Origin of the sequence: Agrococcus sp. UYP10 (assembly GCF_040547205.1) — a bacterium.
GTDB classification, from domain to species: domain Bacteria; phylum Actinomycetota; class Actinomycetes; order Actinomycetales; family Microbacteriaceae; genus Agrococcus; species Agrococcus jenensis.
Genome location: NZ_JBEPPG010000001.1, coordinates 1,856,167 through 1,869,692, shown reverse-complemented (window position 1 = coordinate 1,869,692; position 13,526 = coordinate 1,856,167). Strand labels below are relative to the sequence as shown.

Below are 13,526 nucleotides of genomic sequence, written 5' to 3'. Positions count from 1 at the left end.
ACCCCCTCCTGGCGAGGCGCGACCGCTCGCGGCGTCACATGCCGAAGAGTGAGAACGGGCCGCCGTCCTGCGGCAGCTGCGCGAAGACCGTCCCGACGACATCACGGCGATCGTCCTCCGACAGCTCCAGCCCACTGAGGTCGATGACGACGTAGCGGTCCTGCTCCGCGTCGTCCACGCCGCTCGCGAATCCAGTCGCCACGTCGATCGAGTCGAACCGGATGAACGTGCCGAGGTCGGAGACCCACGCTTCGGCGCACGGGATCGCGGCCGAGCAGAGCTCCGCGGTCGCAAGGCGCAACGACGAGACGGCGCCCTCGGGCAGCGGCATCTCGGGATTGGTGAGCGTCCTCTCGAGCGCGAACTCGTCGGCGCTCGGCGGCAGGTACGACGTGTAGCAACCCGTGAGCGAAGCGCACAGGAGGACCACGGCAGCGATCGAGCTCGCTCTGCTGACGCGGGTCGGCCGATCGGCGCGGCCAGACGCTCCAGCGGTCGTGGCGAACACGTCATGAGCATAGGCACGTTCTCCACAGGAGCGCTCGACCCGCACCCGTCGTCGTGGCGTTCGGCGCAGAGTGTGGCCATGACCGACTTCGATGGCACCGCTCAGCAGCATCCCGTCCTCGTGGATCCCGCCAGCCGGCGCGGCAAGGCCTGGACCGAGGAGGACTACACCGACCTCATGCGCGGGTGCCGGAGCGACTCGGACGTCGTCGACCTGGCGCGTCAGCTGGGCCGTTCGGTGCAGAGCGTGCAGTCACAGCTGCGGCGCCTGCTGCCCGCCGACGAGCGACATCTGCCGCTCGACCTCGCGCTGCCGCGACTCCGACAGCTCGACATCGACGGCGACTACGACTGGCTCGAAGCGCTGGCCAAGCGCACACCGTCTCCGTGGGACCCGAACCCGCTCGTCGTGACCGACCCGGAAGCGCGAGGGCTCGGCGGACTGACGGATGACGAGCTGCTCAGCGTCGCGCTCTCGATCGTGATCTCCGGTCAGGAGTGCCCAGCGGACCTGCTGCGCCGGCTCGGCCGGGAGCTCCGCCGGCGCGGCATGCTCGAGCAGCTCGAACGCGGTGCCGCCATGGCCCACCGCGAGGCGCTCGATCGTCTGCGCGAGCCCGACTGGCCCTATGGCGCGTTCACTCCAGGCTCCGAGCCACCCACCTGGCCGATGTGATCCGAAGCCCTGGTCGTGCTGGAGGCGTCGGCCGGTGACCAGCTCCGGACGATCGTCGTGATGACCGACCGCCGGCGAGCGAGCCGGACCGCATCACCGGGCGCCGCACCCGTGTACAGGACATCCAGGTTGGGCAGCGCTTGCCACCCGTCGGCCAGCGTGAGGATGGTCAGCAGCAGCTCCTCCGCCTCCTCGCGCGTGAGTTCCGGCACCGCGGCGAGCACACGGTCGACCTTGTCGACCGACCGCGCCCGTCGATGCTCCTCCGCGACGGGGTTGCCCAGCTCGAGGCCCTCCCAGAAGGTCAGTCGCGCGAGCTCGGGGTGGGCGCACTGGTAGTCGAAGAGCCTGCCGGCATAGTCGGCGATCGCTTCGATCCCGGTGCCGCGGATCGGCACCGCGTCGACGATCAGCCCGAGCTGGTGGGTGAGGACCGCGCCGAAGAACTCCTGCTTCTTGCCGAAGTATTGGTAGATCCGCTCCTTGTTGACCCCCGCAGCGGTGGCGATCCGATCGACGCGCGCGCCGGCGAGGCCGTGGGCGCTGAACTCCACGACGCCAGCGTCGAGCAGGAGTCGCTTCGTCCGTTCGGGATCCCAGGCCATGACCCCAGTCTACGACAAACCCAACCACTCGGTTGGAAATCGTGCTACGGTCAAGCCAACCATCCAGTTGGAGGCATCATGGAACCCGCCCGCTCGTCCGTCGTCCCGCCCGTCGCCATGCCCGCCCCGCCCTCGGTCCACGCCCGGGCTGTCATCACCTGGCTGGCGATCTTCCCCCTCGTCGCGATCGGCATGAGCCTCATGGCGCCGGTCTCCGTGGACTGGCATCCGATCCTGCGCTCGTTCGTCCTCACGCTCGTGGTGGTGCCGCTCGCCGTCTACGTCGTGGTGCCGCGGCTCATCGCGCTCTACCAGCGGCTGCGCTCCAGGCGCCGCCCGACGAGCGAGCGATAGCAGGCACGGCATGGACCGCATCCTTGTCACCGGCTCCACCGACGGCGTCGGCCGCGCCACCGCGCAGGCGCTCCTCGAGGCCGGTCACGGGGTCGTCGTGCATGCGCACACCACGTCACGCCTGGACGCCATCGCGAACCTCGTCGATCGAGGTGCGGAGGCGATCGTCGGCGACCTGAGTCGCCTCGACGAGGTGCACGACCTGATCGAGCAGGCGAACGCGCTCGGGCCGTTCGACGCGGTCATCCACAACGCCGGCGTGCTGCGCGGCCCGGTGCTGCCGGTCAACGTCACGGCTCCCTACGTGATGACCGCAGGCATCCCGGCAGCGCGGCTGATCTACCTCAGCAGCGGCATGCATCGCGGCGGACGCCCCGACATTGCCGGCGTCGATTGGATGCGCGGGACCGGAACGCGCTCGTACTCCGACTCGAAGCTGTTCGTCACCGCGCTCACGGCCGCCGTCGCCCGGCTGCGGCCGGACGTCGTCGCTCACGCCGTCGATCCCGGCTGGGTGCCGACGAGGATGGGCGGGCCCGGCGCCAGCGACGACCTCGCCCTCGCGCACGTCACACAGGTCTGGCTGGCGACGACCACCGACGACGAGGCGCGCGCGCCCGGCCGCTACTGGCATCACCGGAAGGTGCAGGATACGCACCCGGCGGTGCGCGACGTGGACTTCCAGCAAGCGCTGCTCGCCTCGCTCGCAGAGCAGACCGGCGTCGAGCTGCCCGCAGCACGCTGAGCTCGCCGCGAGCTCCTCGTCGTGTCGCTTCGGTGGCCGAGACGCCGGCAGTTCCTACCGCGGGCGCTCCCGCCAGTCGGTCATGGCCGCGTCGCAATCGTGCGACACCTGGAAGACGACCGTCGAGGAATCGACGAAGTCACGCGAGCCGTCCGAGTAGTGCACGTCGAAGCCCGCCGCTTCTCCGTCACCCGACGGGTCGTCGAGCCGCACCTGCACGACGACGTTCACGTGCCGGCCGGGCAGGATCCCGGACCCGACCGCGTCGACGCGATCGGCCCAACCCACCGACGATGCCGGGTCCACCACTGCACCGATCGCCTCCTCGACGCTCATCGATGAGGCCGCGACAAGCGAGAAGTTGCTGGCATCCCGCAGCTGCACAGCATCGATGACGATCTCCGACGTGCCGGTGTTGCCCACCCACTCGCCGAAGAAGAAGCCATCGCCCAGATCTTGCTCGGCGGGGATGCACGCGACAGCGTCGGAGCCGCCGAGCTCCATCGGGCCCCCGGCTCGTCCGTCTGCGCAGGCCGTGAGCGCGAGGACGAGGAGCGCCGCGGGCACGATGGCGAGCTTGTCCATGAGCGGGAGCGTAGCGGCGGCAATCCCACCTCAACGCAAACATGGTGATTGCTCAGCACACGCGGTCGGTGGTGCGCCACGCCCGCGTCACACGCATCCCGTGACTACGTTCGAGCGCATGACAAATGCAGAGACGAGGGAGCTCGGAGCAGGAGACGCGGCCGCGCGCCTGCGCGAGCTGCTCAACCAGATCGAGAACGCGGTGACCGCACCGCGCTCCGACCCCCGAGCGCAGCAGCAGCTCGAGCTCTGCGAGGAGATCGAGGCGATCCTGCGCATCCGGTCAGAAGCGCGGGTGTCGCCGCCGCTCTGAGCAGCGACCGGTTGCAGCGAAGGTCCCGTGCGGGTCGCGGATCACGGGGAAGCAGGACCGCAAACGCGGGCGGGCACCAAGGGCGGCGCCCCACGTCATCAGCCTTCCGACTCCATCGTCGCGGGCGCATCCCGGGTGGCTGCCACGACGTCGAGCGCTCCCTGCAGGCTCGAGCGCACCTCCTCGACGACCGGTTCGGGCGATCCCAGCGAACCCACCACCAGCCGACCAGCCGCGGTGTCGATGCCGACGGACACCAGGTCGCCGCCGGACGTCGTCTCGTCCATGATCCGCTGCATGCCATCGCACAGATCGGCGAACGTCACGCGCGACTCGCTCTCCTCGATCTCGATCGGCGCGGACGCCACGGCATCCGAGTACATCGCAGGCAAGGCGGCGAGGGCCGCGCTGACCGCCGCGTCGGCGTCGAACTGCGAGGCCTGCGGGAGTGAGACGCGCAGTCCCGTCACGGCTCCGCTGTCGTCTGTGGTGCGATCGACCGTGGCGATTGCAGCGGCGTGCGCGTTCAGGAGGTCGTGCTGCAGCGTCCTCGCCGCGACCTCAAGCACAGCGCTGGCAGGAGGTTCGTGGCCCAGATTGGCGGGAGCGATCGGCACGATCGCGTTGCGCAGCAGGCAGGTGTCCACGTCCGCCGACGGCAGAGCCTCAGCGGCGTCCGGCGTCGACGACGGCGCGGGAGCTGCGGGTGGCGTCACGGCACTCGAGACCGCGAGCGACGAGCATGAGACGAGACCGCCAGCGACGGCCAGCACCAGGACGACCACAGCTCGCGGCCGCACCTTCGGACCGGCTCCATTCCCTCGCGCGTCCATGCGGGCCTCCCTCGCCTCGACCAGACATGTCCGGTCTGCTCGTGAGGTTACGTCGCGCGGAGCCGATGTGCACAGGGGTCGGCCGATGTGCAGCGCTGAAGCGGAACGTCGCGCGGTGCCGTCACACAGCGACCCATCGTGCTCGACGCGTCAAGCGAGGGCGACGAGCGCCTCGTTGCGCTTCAGGAATCCGGGCTTCCAGGGCGGGTCGTAGCGAGCGAAGTAGACCGGTCCCATTGCTGCTCTGCCATCCCGAGCAAGGGCCGCCTCGAGCGCGTCAGCGTTCTGCTGGTATCGCGTCTCATTCGATCCACCGCTGAACCTTCGCGCGGCGACTCGCCTCTCGGGAACTTCCACGGTGCGGACAGAGGCGTCGGTCGGAGCGGGTACGCGCGTGGCACCGGCCGGCATCACGAAGCTCACGGTGTACGTCTTCTCTGCGCGAGGAGCCTGGATCACGGGTGCCGTCATCGAAATGTTCGACGCGGTGATGTAGCGGATGAGCGGTCCGAAGCCCCGATTGCCCGCCTCGAAGAACGACCCTGCGGCGTCCACCTGCGCGAGCAGATGCGCGGGATACACACGCACCTCGTAGCCGACGTGCGCGGATACCACTGTGTAGCGCTGCTGCTCCGTCATGCAGCCACGGTACGCTCGCCCGATCCCGGACGCGCGTGCTCACACGTTGAAGCGGAACTCCACCACGTCGCCGTCGGCCATCACGTAGTCCTTGCCCTCGATGCGCACCCGGCCGGCGGCCTTCGCATCCGCCATCGAGCCCGAAGCGTCCAGGTCGGCGAACGAGACGACCTCCGCCTTGATGAAGCCGCGCTCGAAGTCGGTGTGGATGACGCCGGCGGCCTGCGGGGCGGTCCAGCCCTTGCGGATCGTCCAGGCGCGCGACTCCTTCGGACCCGCCGTCAGGTAGGTCTGCAGGCCGAGCGTCTCGAAGCCGATGCGGGCGAGCTGGTCGAGGCCGGACTCCTCCTGGCCGAGCGACTGCAGCAGCTCGAGCGCCTCGTCCTTCTCGAGGTCGACGAGCTCCGACTCGACCTTCGCGTCGAGGAAGACGGCCTTGGCGGGCGCGACGAGCGCCGCGAGCTCCGCCTTCTTGTCGGCATTCGACAGCACGTCCTCGTCGACGTTGAAGACGAACAGCACGGGCTTGGCGGTGAGGAGGCCGAGCTCCTTGATGGGCGTCGTGTCGAAGTCGACCTGCCCCAGCGTCTTGCCGCTGTTCAGGATCTCGTTCGCCTCGACAGCGGCCGCGAGCACGGAGGCGTCGACCTTCTTGCCCTTGACCTCCTTCTCGAGGCGCGGGATCGCCTTCTCGAGCGTCTGGAGGTCGGCGAGCATGAGCTCGGTGTTGATCGTCTCCATGTCGGAGGACGGGTCGACGGCACCCTCGACGTGCACGACGTCGCTGTCGCCGAAGCCGCGCACGACCTGCGCGATCGCATCGGCCTCGCGGATGTTGGCCAGGAACTTGTTGCCGAGCCCCTCGCCCTCGCTCGCGCCCTTGACGATGCCGGCGATGTCGACGAACGACACCGCGGCAGGCAGGATGCGCTGCGAGCCGTGGATCTCGGCGAGGCGCGTCAGGCGCTCGTCCGGCAGCTCGACCACCCCGATGTTCGGCTCGATCGTGGCGAACGGGTAGTTCGCCGCGAGCACGGTGTTCTTGGTGAGCGCGTTGAAGAGGGTCGACTTGCCCACGTTGGGGAGTCCGACGATGCCGATCGTGAGTGCCACAACAGGTCAGCCTACCGGCGACCCGAGCGCCGCCGACCCGGCTCAGCTGCTGCCGTCGTCGCCGATCACCGCGATGATGTTGCCCGCGGGGTCGGTGCACCACGCGATGTCGGGTCCCAAGCCGCTCGCGATGCCCCGCTCGTCCTGCTCGAAGCCGTCGTAGCGCTCGAACGTCACGCCCTTGCCGACGAGCTCGTCGATCGAGGACGTGATGTCGGGCACGACGAGGTTGAGGATCGTGAACACCGCCGGCTGGTGGTCGTCCTTCTGGTAGACGAACACCCGGGCGCCGCCGGGCAGGGTGAGCGCGAGCTGCCCCATCTCCTCCCCCACCTCCAGCCCGAGCACGTCGCCGTAGAACGTCCGTGCCGCGTCGAGGTCGGGTGCGGCGAAGCCGCTGAAGCCATCCGTGTACTGCACCATCTCGGCACCTCCTGCGGGCATCCTCGCGCCGCATCCGCTCGCGCACCAGGGGCGAGTTCGTGCGCGCCCCCGCACGCGGGGCCGGCGCCCTGGCCACCCACAGGCAGCGGCCGTAGCGTGTGGATCCAGCGCCGCCCCGGCGCACGTTGAGGAGCGATCATGGGCACGAACGACGACAACCCCCCGCACGACAGCCGTGAAGGCCTCCCGGTCTACGAGGGCGCCGACCAGCCGGACGACGGCCGCGACGTCTCGCAGGCCGCCAACGGAGGCGACGGCTCGCTCGGCCAGGACACGACCCCCGAGCACGACAACCGCGAGGCCGACCAGACCTACCAGGAGGCACCCCCGGCCGGGTCCGGCGGCGCCGACTCCTTCGATTCCCGTCACAACGAGTTCGACGAGGGCGAGGGCCAGCCCGGGGCCGGCATCGACCCGCAGACCGGCGAGGCCGTGCACGGCGACGGCCTGGCGCACGAGCACGCGGAGGAGACCCGTTCCACGGGCTTCGACGCCGAGCAGCCGCAGCAGGTCCAGGACGCCGGCGACGAGCCCAACGCGGAGCAGCCGCGGGAGCAGCACTGACGACCGACCGCATCCGACGCCGATTCGTCGTGCACGGCAGCGTGCAGGGCGTCGGCTTCCGCTGGGCCGCGAACGCCGAGGCCGAGCGCCTCGGCGTCGCGGGCAGCGCCCGCAACCGCTTCGACGGCACCGTCGAGGCGGAGGTCGAGGGCGCGCCGGATGCGGTGGCCGCCATGGCCGATTGGCTGGGCCACGGCCCCTCCTCGGCGCGCGTCGACCGCGTCGACGTGGACGAGCTCGAGCCGCGCGGGGACACGGGCTTCCGGATCAGCTGACCCGAGGCGCCACCGCGCACGCGAGCGTGTCGATCTGCGCAGTCGAGCCGACCCCGGGCGGCGGTGCCTGCGCGCCATGCGCAACCGCGACGATCCGGCTTGCGCGGGCAGCGCATCCGGACGATGATCTGAGCAGCCGCGCGACCCGCGGCCCACACTCACAGCGCCGTGAGATCCGCGGCGCCATGCATGGAAACGAGCTGCCATGAGCGCCATCCCCGAGTTCACCCACGAACGCGTCCTGACCTCCATCGGGGCCAGGAGCGACGTCGTCATCACCGTGGCGCTCCATTCGAGCGTGCTGGGGCCGGCGCTCGGCGGCTGCCGGATGTGGACGTACCCGACGTGGGCGGATGGACAGGCGGATGCGCTGCGGCTCTCGTCCGCGATGACGCTCAAGAACGCCGCGGCCGGCCTCGACGCGGGTGGCGGCAAGGCCGTGATCGCGCTGCCGATGGGCACGCACATCGACGCGGACCGCCGCCGCGCCGCCCTCCTCGACCTCGGCGACCTCGTCGAGGCGCTCGACGGCCGCTACCGCACGGCCGAGGACGTCGGCACGACCGAGCACGACATGCTCGTCGTGCGTGAGCGCACCGAGCACGTCGTCGGCCTGCCCGCCGAGAACGGCGGCGCCGGCGAGCCCGCGGGCGCGACCGCGCTCGGCGTCTACTCGTCGATCGCCCCCACGCTCGAGGAGGCCTTCGGCTCCGACGACATCGCCGCCCGCTCGTTCGTGATCTCGGGCCTCGGCCAGGTCGGCGGCCGCCTCGCGCGCATGCTCGCCGGCCACGGCGCCACGCTCTTCCTCACCGACATCGACGGCCGCAAGCAGCAGCTCGCCGACGACCTCGGCGCCACCTGGATCGCGCCCGGCGAGGCCCTCACCACCCCGGCCGACGTGCTCGTGCCCGCGGGCCTCGGCGGCATCCTCACCGACGAGGCGATCGAGGCGCTGCCCGTGCGTGCCGTGGTCGGCCCCGCGAACAACCCGCTCGCCGAGCACTCCGGCGCCGCGCGGCTCGCGGAGCGCGGCATCGTCTACGCCCCCGACTTCGTGGTCAACGCAGGCGGCGTCATCCACCTGCAGGGCATGGCCGACGGCATGCAGTGGCCGGCGATCGCCGAGCGGCTCACCGGCATCAGCGACACCCTCCGCAGCGTGTTCACCAGCGCGCGGCAGCGCGGCATCACGCCGCTCGAGGCCGCCGAGGCGCTCGCCGCCGAGCGCATCGACGCGGCCCGCGGGCACATGACGGTGAGCGCCTGACGCATCCGCCTCGCTGTGCGCACGCGCACGGCACCCGGCGGATGCGTGGCGGGCGTCCAGGCGCCCGGCGTAGCGTCGCCGTGCGGGGTGCCGACGCCCCGCAGGAGAGAGGATCACCATGAGCCAAGAGCAGCAGCCCGGCCACGACCACTCCAGCCAGGACGAAGCCGTGACCGGCGGCTACGGCGACCCCGGCGAGGCGGAGGCGCTCACGGGCGACGCCGAGTCCGAGACGGATCCCAAGGAGCACCCGAAGGCGGATCCCGCTGAGGGCTCCGACCCGGAGAACCCGCGCGGCCTGTAGTCGTGCGAGCGGCCGGCGGCGTCAGTCGCCGGCCGCCTCGGCCGTCGCGCGGAGCCGCGCGACGTAGTCGCCCCACCAGGCGGCATCGTGGTCCGGCAGGTTCGAGACGCCATCGCGGAGGCCCGCGGCGCCGTCGATCGTCTCGCGCACGATGTCGGCGTGGCCCGCGTGCCGCGCGACCTCGGCGATCATGTGCACGATCAGCCGGTGCAGCGTCGTGTCGGCGTTCGCGCCCCACCACGGCACATGGGCTGGCGCGTCGAGGGGCAGCTCATCGATCGACGCGTCGGCATGCGCCCACACCCGGTCCCAGAGCGCGAGCACCGACGCGCGCGTCTCGTCGGGCCCGGCCCACATGTCGGCGTTGTCCTCGGCGTCGTCGTCGGCCCAGGCGAGTTGCTCGGGGAACGGACGGCCGACGCACCCGCCGAAGTAGTCGGCGGCGACCGTCGCGACGTGCTTGACGAGCCCGAGCAGGTTCGTGCCCGTCGGGGTCATCGGCGTGCGGGCCTCCCGCTCCGACACCCCCTCGAGCTTCCAGCGCAGCGCCTCGCGCTGCACACGCAGGTAGCGGACCAGGGTCGCCTCAGCATCCTCGCTCATGCCTGCATCCTGGCAGGTGCCGCCGACCGTCGTGACTCGAGCCGCGCTTGGCGGGATCTTGCCGAACACCGGCGGCCACGGCGCTCGTGGCCGTCACCGGCCGACCGTAGGCTCACGAGGTGACCGCAGCACCGCTCCGCGCCCGAGCATCCGTCGTCGTCGCGATCGCCATCGCGCTGGCGGCGTGGGCCTCGGCCTTCGTCGTCATCCGCGCCGTCGCCGACGACTTCGACCCCGGTGCCCTCACCCTCGGCCGGCTCGCCGTCGCGGTGATCGTGCTGGGCATCGCGCAGGCGGTGCACGGGTCGTGGGTGCGGCCGAGCGGCCGGCAGTGGCTGCTGCTCGGCGTCTTCGGGGTGCTCTGGTTCCTCGTCTACAACCTCGCCCTCAACGCCGCGGAGCACCTGCTCGACCCGGGCACCGCGGCGCTGCTCGTCAACGTGGCGCCGCTCATCGTGGCGCTCGTCGCCGGAACGCTGCTCGGCGAGGGGTTCCCGCGCTGGCTCATCATCGGCGCGATCGTCGCCTTCGGCGGCATCGCGATCATCGGCGCGGCGACCGCGACCGGCTCGCTCAGCCTGCTCGGCGTCGTCCTCGCGCTCATCGCCGCCGTCACCTACGCCATCGCGGTGCTGCTGCAGAAGCCGCTGCTCGCCGCGCTGCCGGGCCTGCAGATCACGCTCATCGGCGTCGCGATCGGCGTGGTCGGCAGCCTCCCGTGGGGCGGTGCGCTCGTCGCGCAGCTCGCGGCGGCGCCCGCCGCATCGACGATCGGCGTCGTCTACCTCGGGGTCGTGCCGACGGCGATCGCGTTCCTCGCGTGGGCGTACGCGCTCAAGCGGATGCCCGCCGGCCGCCTCGCGATCACGACCTACCTCGTTCCCGTGCTCGCGACCGGCATGGCCTGGGGGCTGCTCGGCGAGGTGCCGCCGCCGCTCGCGCTGCTCGGCGGGCTCGTGTGCCTGAGCGGCGTGGCACTCACGCGCGTCCGCAGCACCGCGCGTGCGGCGGACGAGACGGCCCGCGCGGCGGCGACCGAGGTCACGCGGGCGGAGGAGCCGCGCTAGCGTCCGCAGGCCACCGCACCGCGCCGTCGACGACGGTCGCCGCCTCGCTCAGCGGATGCGGTCGCAGCATGCCGTCGTGCATGAGGTGCTGCACCTCCACGCCGTGCAGGAGCGTCGCGACGTCCGCGACGACGCGGCGATGGCACCGCCACCACACCGCCTCCGAGCACATCACCGCCGTGCGCGCGCGGGATGCGTCGTCGAGCACCGACGCGAGCCCGTCGACGAAGTCGGCCGACCGCGTCCACGCGGCGTAGGCACGGAACGCGTCGACGCGCCACCAGCCGTCGGGCGAGACCGCGTCGTCGGCGGCGCTCAGCCTGCGGCGGCCGCCGAGCCGCTCCTCCCAGCGCCAGCGGATGCCGCCGGCCCCCAGCTCCGCCTCGATCGCGTCTCGCGATGCCGCGGGGTTCGACCGGCTGCCGGGGAACCGCCGGATGTCGACGACGAGCTCGACCCCGGCATCCGTCAGCAGCGCCCGGAGGGCGTCGCCGTCGAGCCTGCCGTGGCCGACCGTCAGCAGCACGGCGCTACCGGTCCTCCTGCAGCCCCAGCTCGATCAGCTCGGTGATGAGGTCGGCGTAGCCGATGCCCGTCGCCTCCCACAGCACCGGGAACATCGAGATCGACGTGAAGCCCGGCATGGTGTTGATCTCGTTCACGACGATGCCGTGCTCGGGCGAGACGAAGAAGTCGACGCGCGCGAGCCCCGCGCCCTCGATCGCCTCGAACGCGCGCACCGCGGTCGCCTGCAACGCGGCGAGCGTCTCGTCGTCGAAGGGAGCCGGGCAGACGATGCGGGCACCGTCACCGCCGCGGTACTTGAGGTCGAAGTCGTAGAAGCGGCCCTCGTCGAGCTCGATCTCGCCCGGGACCGATGCGCGCGGCAGCTCGCCCGCGCGGCCCGAGAGCACGCCGAGCTCGACCTCGCGGCCGCTCACGCCCGCCTCGACGAGGGCGCGCGAGTCCTCCGCGAGCGCGACGGCCATCGCGCGGTCGAAGTCGAGCACCGATTCGACGCGGCTCACGCCGACCGACGAGCCGGCGCGCGCAGGCTTCACGAAGACCGGCATCGGGAAGTCGCCGAGCCGGGCGCGCACCGCGTCCGGGTCGCGCTGCCACTCGCCGCGCGACACGGTCATCCACGGGGCGACGCGGATGCCCGCGTGCTCGAGCACCGTCTTCGTGTAGTGCTTGTCCATGCCGACGGCGCTCGCGAGCACGCCGTTGCCGACGTAGGGCAGGCCTGCGAGCTCGAGCGCGCCCTGCAGGGTGCCGTCCTCGCCGAACGGCCCGTGCAGGATCGGGAACACCACGTCGACGGTGAGCGTGCGCTCGCCGGCCTCGTCCTGCACGGTGAGCTCGCGCTCCCCCGCCACCTGCGGCAGCCGCACGCGCGAGCCGTTGTCGGCCACGACGGCCATCGCCTCGAGCGTGAGGTCTGCGGGGTCGCCGTCCCAGAGCGTCCACGCGCCCTCGGGCGTGATGCCGACGACGATGGGCTCGAAGCGCTCGCGGTCGAGGTGCCGCAGCACGCTGCCGGCGGTCGCGCACGAGATCGAGTGCTCGCTCGAGCGCCCGCCGAACAGCAGGGCGACGCGGATCCGCTGCGCGGCTCCAGGCTGGGTGTCGTGCACGGTCCTACTCCTCGATCGGCTCGTCGTCGGTCGTCAGGTGCGGCGCGATGTCGCGCGGGTCCATGGCGCCGTCGAGCACGAGGCGCACCTGCTCGAGGATCGGCATCCGCACCCCGCGGGCGGCGGCCAGCTCGGCGACCGGGTCGACGGATGCGAGCCCCTCGGCCACCTGCTCCATGCGCGCGATCACGTCGGTGCGCGAGTAGCCCATGCCGAGCAGCCGGCCGGCGGTGAAGTTGCGCGAGAGCGGCGACCCGCACGTCGCGATGAGGTCGCCGAGGCCCGCGAGGCCGCGCAGCGTCTCGCGCTCGGCGCCGTGCGCCACCGCGAAGTCGGTGAGCTCCGCCAGCCCGCGCGTGATGATCGACGCCTTCGTGTTCTCGCCGTAGCCGACGCCGTCGACGATGCCGATCGCGAGCGCGACGAGGTTCTTCAGCACGCCGCCGAACTCGGTGCCGATGACGTCGGTGTTGATGAAGGAGTGGAAGTAGTCGTTGCGCGCGCGCTTCGCGACGTCGCGGGCCGTCGTCGGACTCGTCGACGAGACGACGGCGGCCGTGGGCTGCTCCTGCGCGATCTCGAGCGCGAGGTTCGGGCCGGAGACGACCGCGATCCGCTCGGGATCGATGCGCAGCTCCTGGGCGATGACCTCGCTCATGCGCAGCCGCGTGCCCGCCTCGACGCCCTTCATGAGGCTCACGACCGGTGCGCCGGCCTCGATCGCGTCGCCGTGCTCGCGCAGCAGCTGGCGCAGCTGCTGGCTCGGCACGGCGAGGTAGACCTGGGATGCGCCTTCGAGCGCGGCGCGGATGTCGCTCGTCGCGTGCAGCGACGCGGGCAGCGTGATGCCGGGCAGGTAGCGGGTGTTGCGGCGCGACTCGTCGATCTCGCGCGCCGCCTCCGGCCTACGCGCCCACAGCACCGTGTCGGCGCCGCCGTCGGCGAGGGTCTTCGCGAAGGTGGTGCCCCAGCTGCCGGCACCCAGCACCGCG

19 protein-coding genes and 1 pseudogene are annotated in these 13,526 nt (G+C 71.8%); 9 read left to right on the top strand and 11 right to left on the bottom strand.

All coding sequences use genetic code 11. The features are described 5' to 3' along the window. Positions 1-34: 34 nt before the first annotated feature. Entirely contained in the window at positions 35-430 is a 396-nt protein-coding gene (locus ABIB37_RS09250; RefSeq protein WP_354259553.1) for a hypothetical protein, read from the bottom strand. 156 nt (positions 431-586) lie between these two features. Here ABIB37_RS09250 and ABIB37_RS09245 point away from each other — a divergent pair, with 156 nt between their 5' ends. Next, complete coding sequence (locus ABIB37_RS09245) at positions 587-1,183, top strand: hypothetical protein (RefSeq protein ID WP_354259550.1); 597 nt, start codon at positions 587-589, stop codon at positions 1,181-1,183. Here ABIB37_RS09245 and ABIB37_RS09240 read toward each other — a convergent pair. After that, the gene (locus tag ABIB37_RS09240; RefSeq protein WP_354259548.1) at positions 1,135-1,788 is read right to left on the bottom strand and encodes a TetR/AcrR family transcriptional regulator; all 654 of its coding nucleotides are present in this window, start codon (positions 1,786-1,788) and stop codon (positions 1,135-1,137) included. The genes ABIB37_RS09245 and ABIB37_RS09240 overlap by 49 nt on opposite strands. A 78-nt stretch (positions 1,789-1,866) precedes the next feature. On the opposite strand from ABIB37_RS09240, the gene ABIB37_RS09235 reads away from it, so the two are divergent. Both ABIB37_RS09235 and ABIB37_RS09230 read left to right on the top strand, forming a co-directional pair. Continuing rightward, the gene (locus tag ABIB37_RS09235; RefSeq protein WP_354259545.1) at positions 1,867-2,142 is read left to right on the top strand and encodes a hypothetical protein; all 276 of its coding nucleotides are present in this window, start codon (positions 1,867-1,869) and stop codon (positions 2,140-2,142) included. A gap of 10 nt (positions 2,143-2,152) precedes the next feature. Further along, positions 2,153-2,887 (top strand): SDR family NAD(P)-dependent oxidoreductase, encoded by a 735-nt coding sequence (locus tag ABIB37_RS09230; protein WP_354259543.1) that lies wholly within the window; start codon positions 2,153-2,155, stop codon positions 2,885-2,887. 54 nt (positions 2,888-2,941) lie between these two features. Here ABIB37_RS09230 and ABIB37_RS09225 read toward each other — a convergent pair whose 3' ends face one another. Next, positions 2,942-3,472, bottom strand: a complete 531-nt coding sequence (locus ABIB37_RS09225) for a hypothetical protein (protein WP_354259540.1) — start codon at positions 3,470-3,472, stop codon at positions 2,942-2,944. 118 nt (positions 3,473-3,590) lie between these two features. Between ABIB37_RS09225 and ABIB37_RS09220 the strand changes: the two genes are divergently transcribed. Continuing rightward, a complete protein-coding gene (locus ABIB37_RS09220; RefSeq protein WP_354259537.1) occupies positions 3,591-3,785 on the top strand; it encodes a hypothetical protein in 195 nt (64 codons plus the stop codon). Between the two features lie 98 nt (positions 3,786-3,883). Here ABIB37_RS09220 and ABIB37_RS09215 read toward each other — a convergent pair whose 3' ends face one another. The 4 genes from ABIB37_RS09215 to ABIB37_RS09200 form a co-directional block, all read right to left on the bottom strand. Then, positions 3,884-4,618, bottom strand: coding sequence for a hypothetical protein (locus ABIB37_RS09215; protein ID WP_354259534.1), 735 nt, complete (start codon positions 4,616-4,618; stop codon positions 3,884-3,886). A 150-nt stretch (positions 4,619-4,768) separates the two neighbouring features. Then, positions 4,769-5,257 (bottom strand): SOUL family heme-binding protein, encoded by a 489-nt coding sequence (locus tag ABIB37_RS09210; protein ID WP_354259531.1) that lies wholly within the window; start codon positions 5,255-5,257, stop codon positions 4,769-4,771. 39 nt (positions 5,258-5,296) lie between these two features. Continuing rightward, positions 5,297-6,370: a redox-regulated ATPase YchF gene (gene ychF / locus ABIB37_RS09205; protein ID WP_354259528.1), complete on the bottom strand. Its 1,074-nt coding sequence runs from the start codon at positions 6,368-6,370 to the stop codon at positions 5,297-5,299. A 42-nt stretch (positions 6,371-6,412) separates the two neighbouring features. Next, positions 6,413-6,814 carry a VOC family protein gene (locus ABIB37_RS09200; protein WP_354259526.1) on the bottom strand — a complete coding sequence of 134 codons (402 nt, stop codon included), beginning with the start codon at positions 6,812-6,814 and terminating at the stop codon, positions 6,413-6,415. Between the two features lie 138 nt (positions 6,815-6,952). Here ABIB37_RS09200 and ABIB37_RS09195 point away from each other — a divergent pair, with 138 nt between their 5' ends. The 4 genes from ABIB37_RS09195 to ABIB37_RS09180 all read left to right on the top strand — a co-directional run bounded on the left by ABIB37_RS09195 (position 6,953) and on the right by ABIB37_RS09180 (position 9,227). Then, entirely contained in the window at positions 6,953-7,378 is a 426-nt protein-coding gene (locus tag ABIB37_RS09195) for a hypothetical protein (RefSeq protein ID WP_354259523.1), read from the top strand. Between the two features lie 29 nt (positions 7,379-7,407). Further along, positions 7,408-7,653, top strand: coding sequence for an acylphosphatase (locus ABIB37_RS09190; RefSeq protein WP_354259520.1), 246 nt, complete (start codon positions 7,408-7,410; stop codon positions 7,651-7,653). A gap of 205 nt (positions 7,654-7,858) precedes the next feature. Further along, positions 7,859-8,923, top strand: a complete 1,065-nt coding sequence (locus tag ABIB37_RS09185) for a Glu/Leu/Phe/Val dehydrogenase dimerization domain-containing protein (RefSeq protein WP_354259518.1) — start codon at positions 7,859-7,861, stop codon at positions 8,921-8,923. 118 nt (positions 8,924-9,041) lie between these two features. Next, on the top strand, positions 9,042-9,227 hold the full coding sequence (locus tag ABIB37_RS09180; protein WP_123695905.1) for a hypothetical protein: 186 nt from the start codon (positions 9,042-9,044) through the stop codon (positions 9,225-9,227). A gap of 21 nt (positions 9,228-9,248) precedes the next feature. Here the strand turns inward: ABIB37_RS09180 and ABIB37_RS09175 are convergent, their stop codons facing one another. After that, positions 9,249-9,830, bottom strand: a complete 582-nt coding sequence (locus ABIB37_RS09175; RefSeq protein WP_354259515.1) for a DinB family protein — start codon at positions 9,828-9,830, stop codon at positions 9,249-9,251. Between the two features lie 119 nt (positions 9,831-9,949). Here ABIB37_RS09175 and ABIB37_RS09170 point away from each other — a divergent pair, with 119 nt between their 5' ends. Then, on the top strand, positions 9,950-10,897 hold the full coding sequence (locus tag ABIB37_RS09170; RefSeq protein WP_354259512.1) for a DMT family transporter: 948 nt from the start codon (positions 9,950-9,952) through the stop codon (positions 10,895-10,897). On the opposite strand, the gene ABIB37_RS09165 is transcribed toward ABIB37_RS09170, so the two are convergent. The 3 genes and pseudogenes from ABIB37_RS09165 to ABIB37_RS09155 all read right to left on the bottom strand — a co-directional run. After that, complete coding sequence (locus tag ABIB37_RS09165; RefSeq protein ID WP_354259509.1) at positions 10,872-11,423, bottom strand: DUF488 domain-containing protein; 552 nt, start codon at positions 11,421-11,423, stop codon at positions 10,872-10,874. The genes ABIB37_RS09170 and ABIB37_RS09165 overlap by 26 nt on opposite strands. A 4-nt stretch (positions 11,424-11,427) precedes the next feature. After that, the gene (locus ABIB37_RS09160; protein WP_354259507.1) at positions 11,428-12,534 is read right to left on the bottom strand and encodes a D-alanine--D-alanine ligase family protein; all 1,107 of its coding nucleotides are present in this window, start codon (positions 12,532-12,534) and stop codon (positions 11,428-11,430) included. Positions 12,535-12,541: 7 nt separating this feature from the next. Next, positions 12,542-13,522 (bottom strand): annotated as a pseudogene (locus ABIB37_RS09155) (NAD(P)H-dependent glycerol-3-phosphate dehydrogenase); the annotation flags it as partial. Between the last annotated feature and the right edge of the window lie 4 nt (positions 13,523-13,526).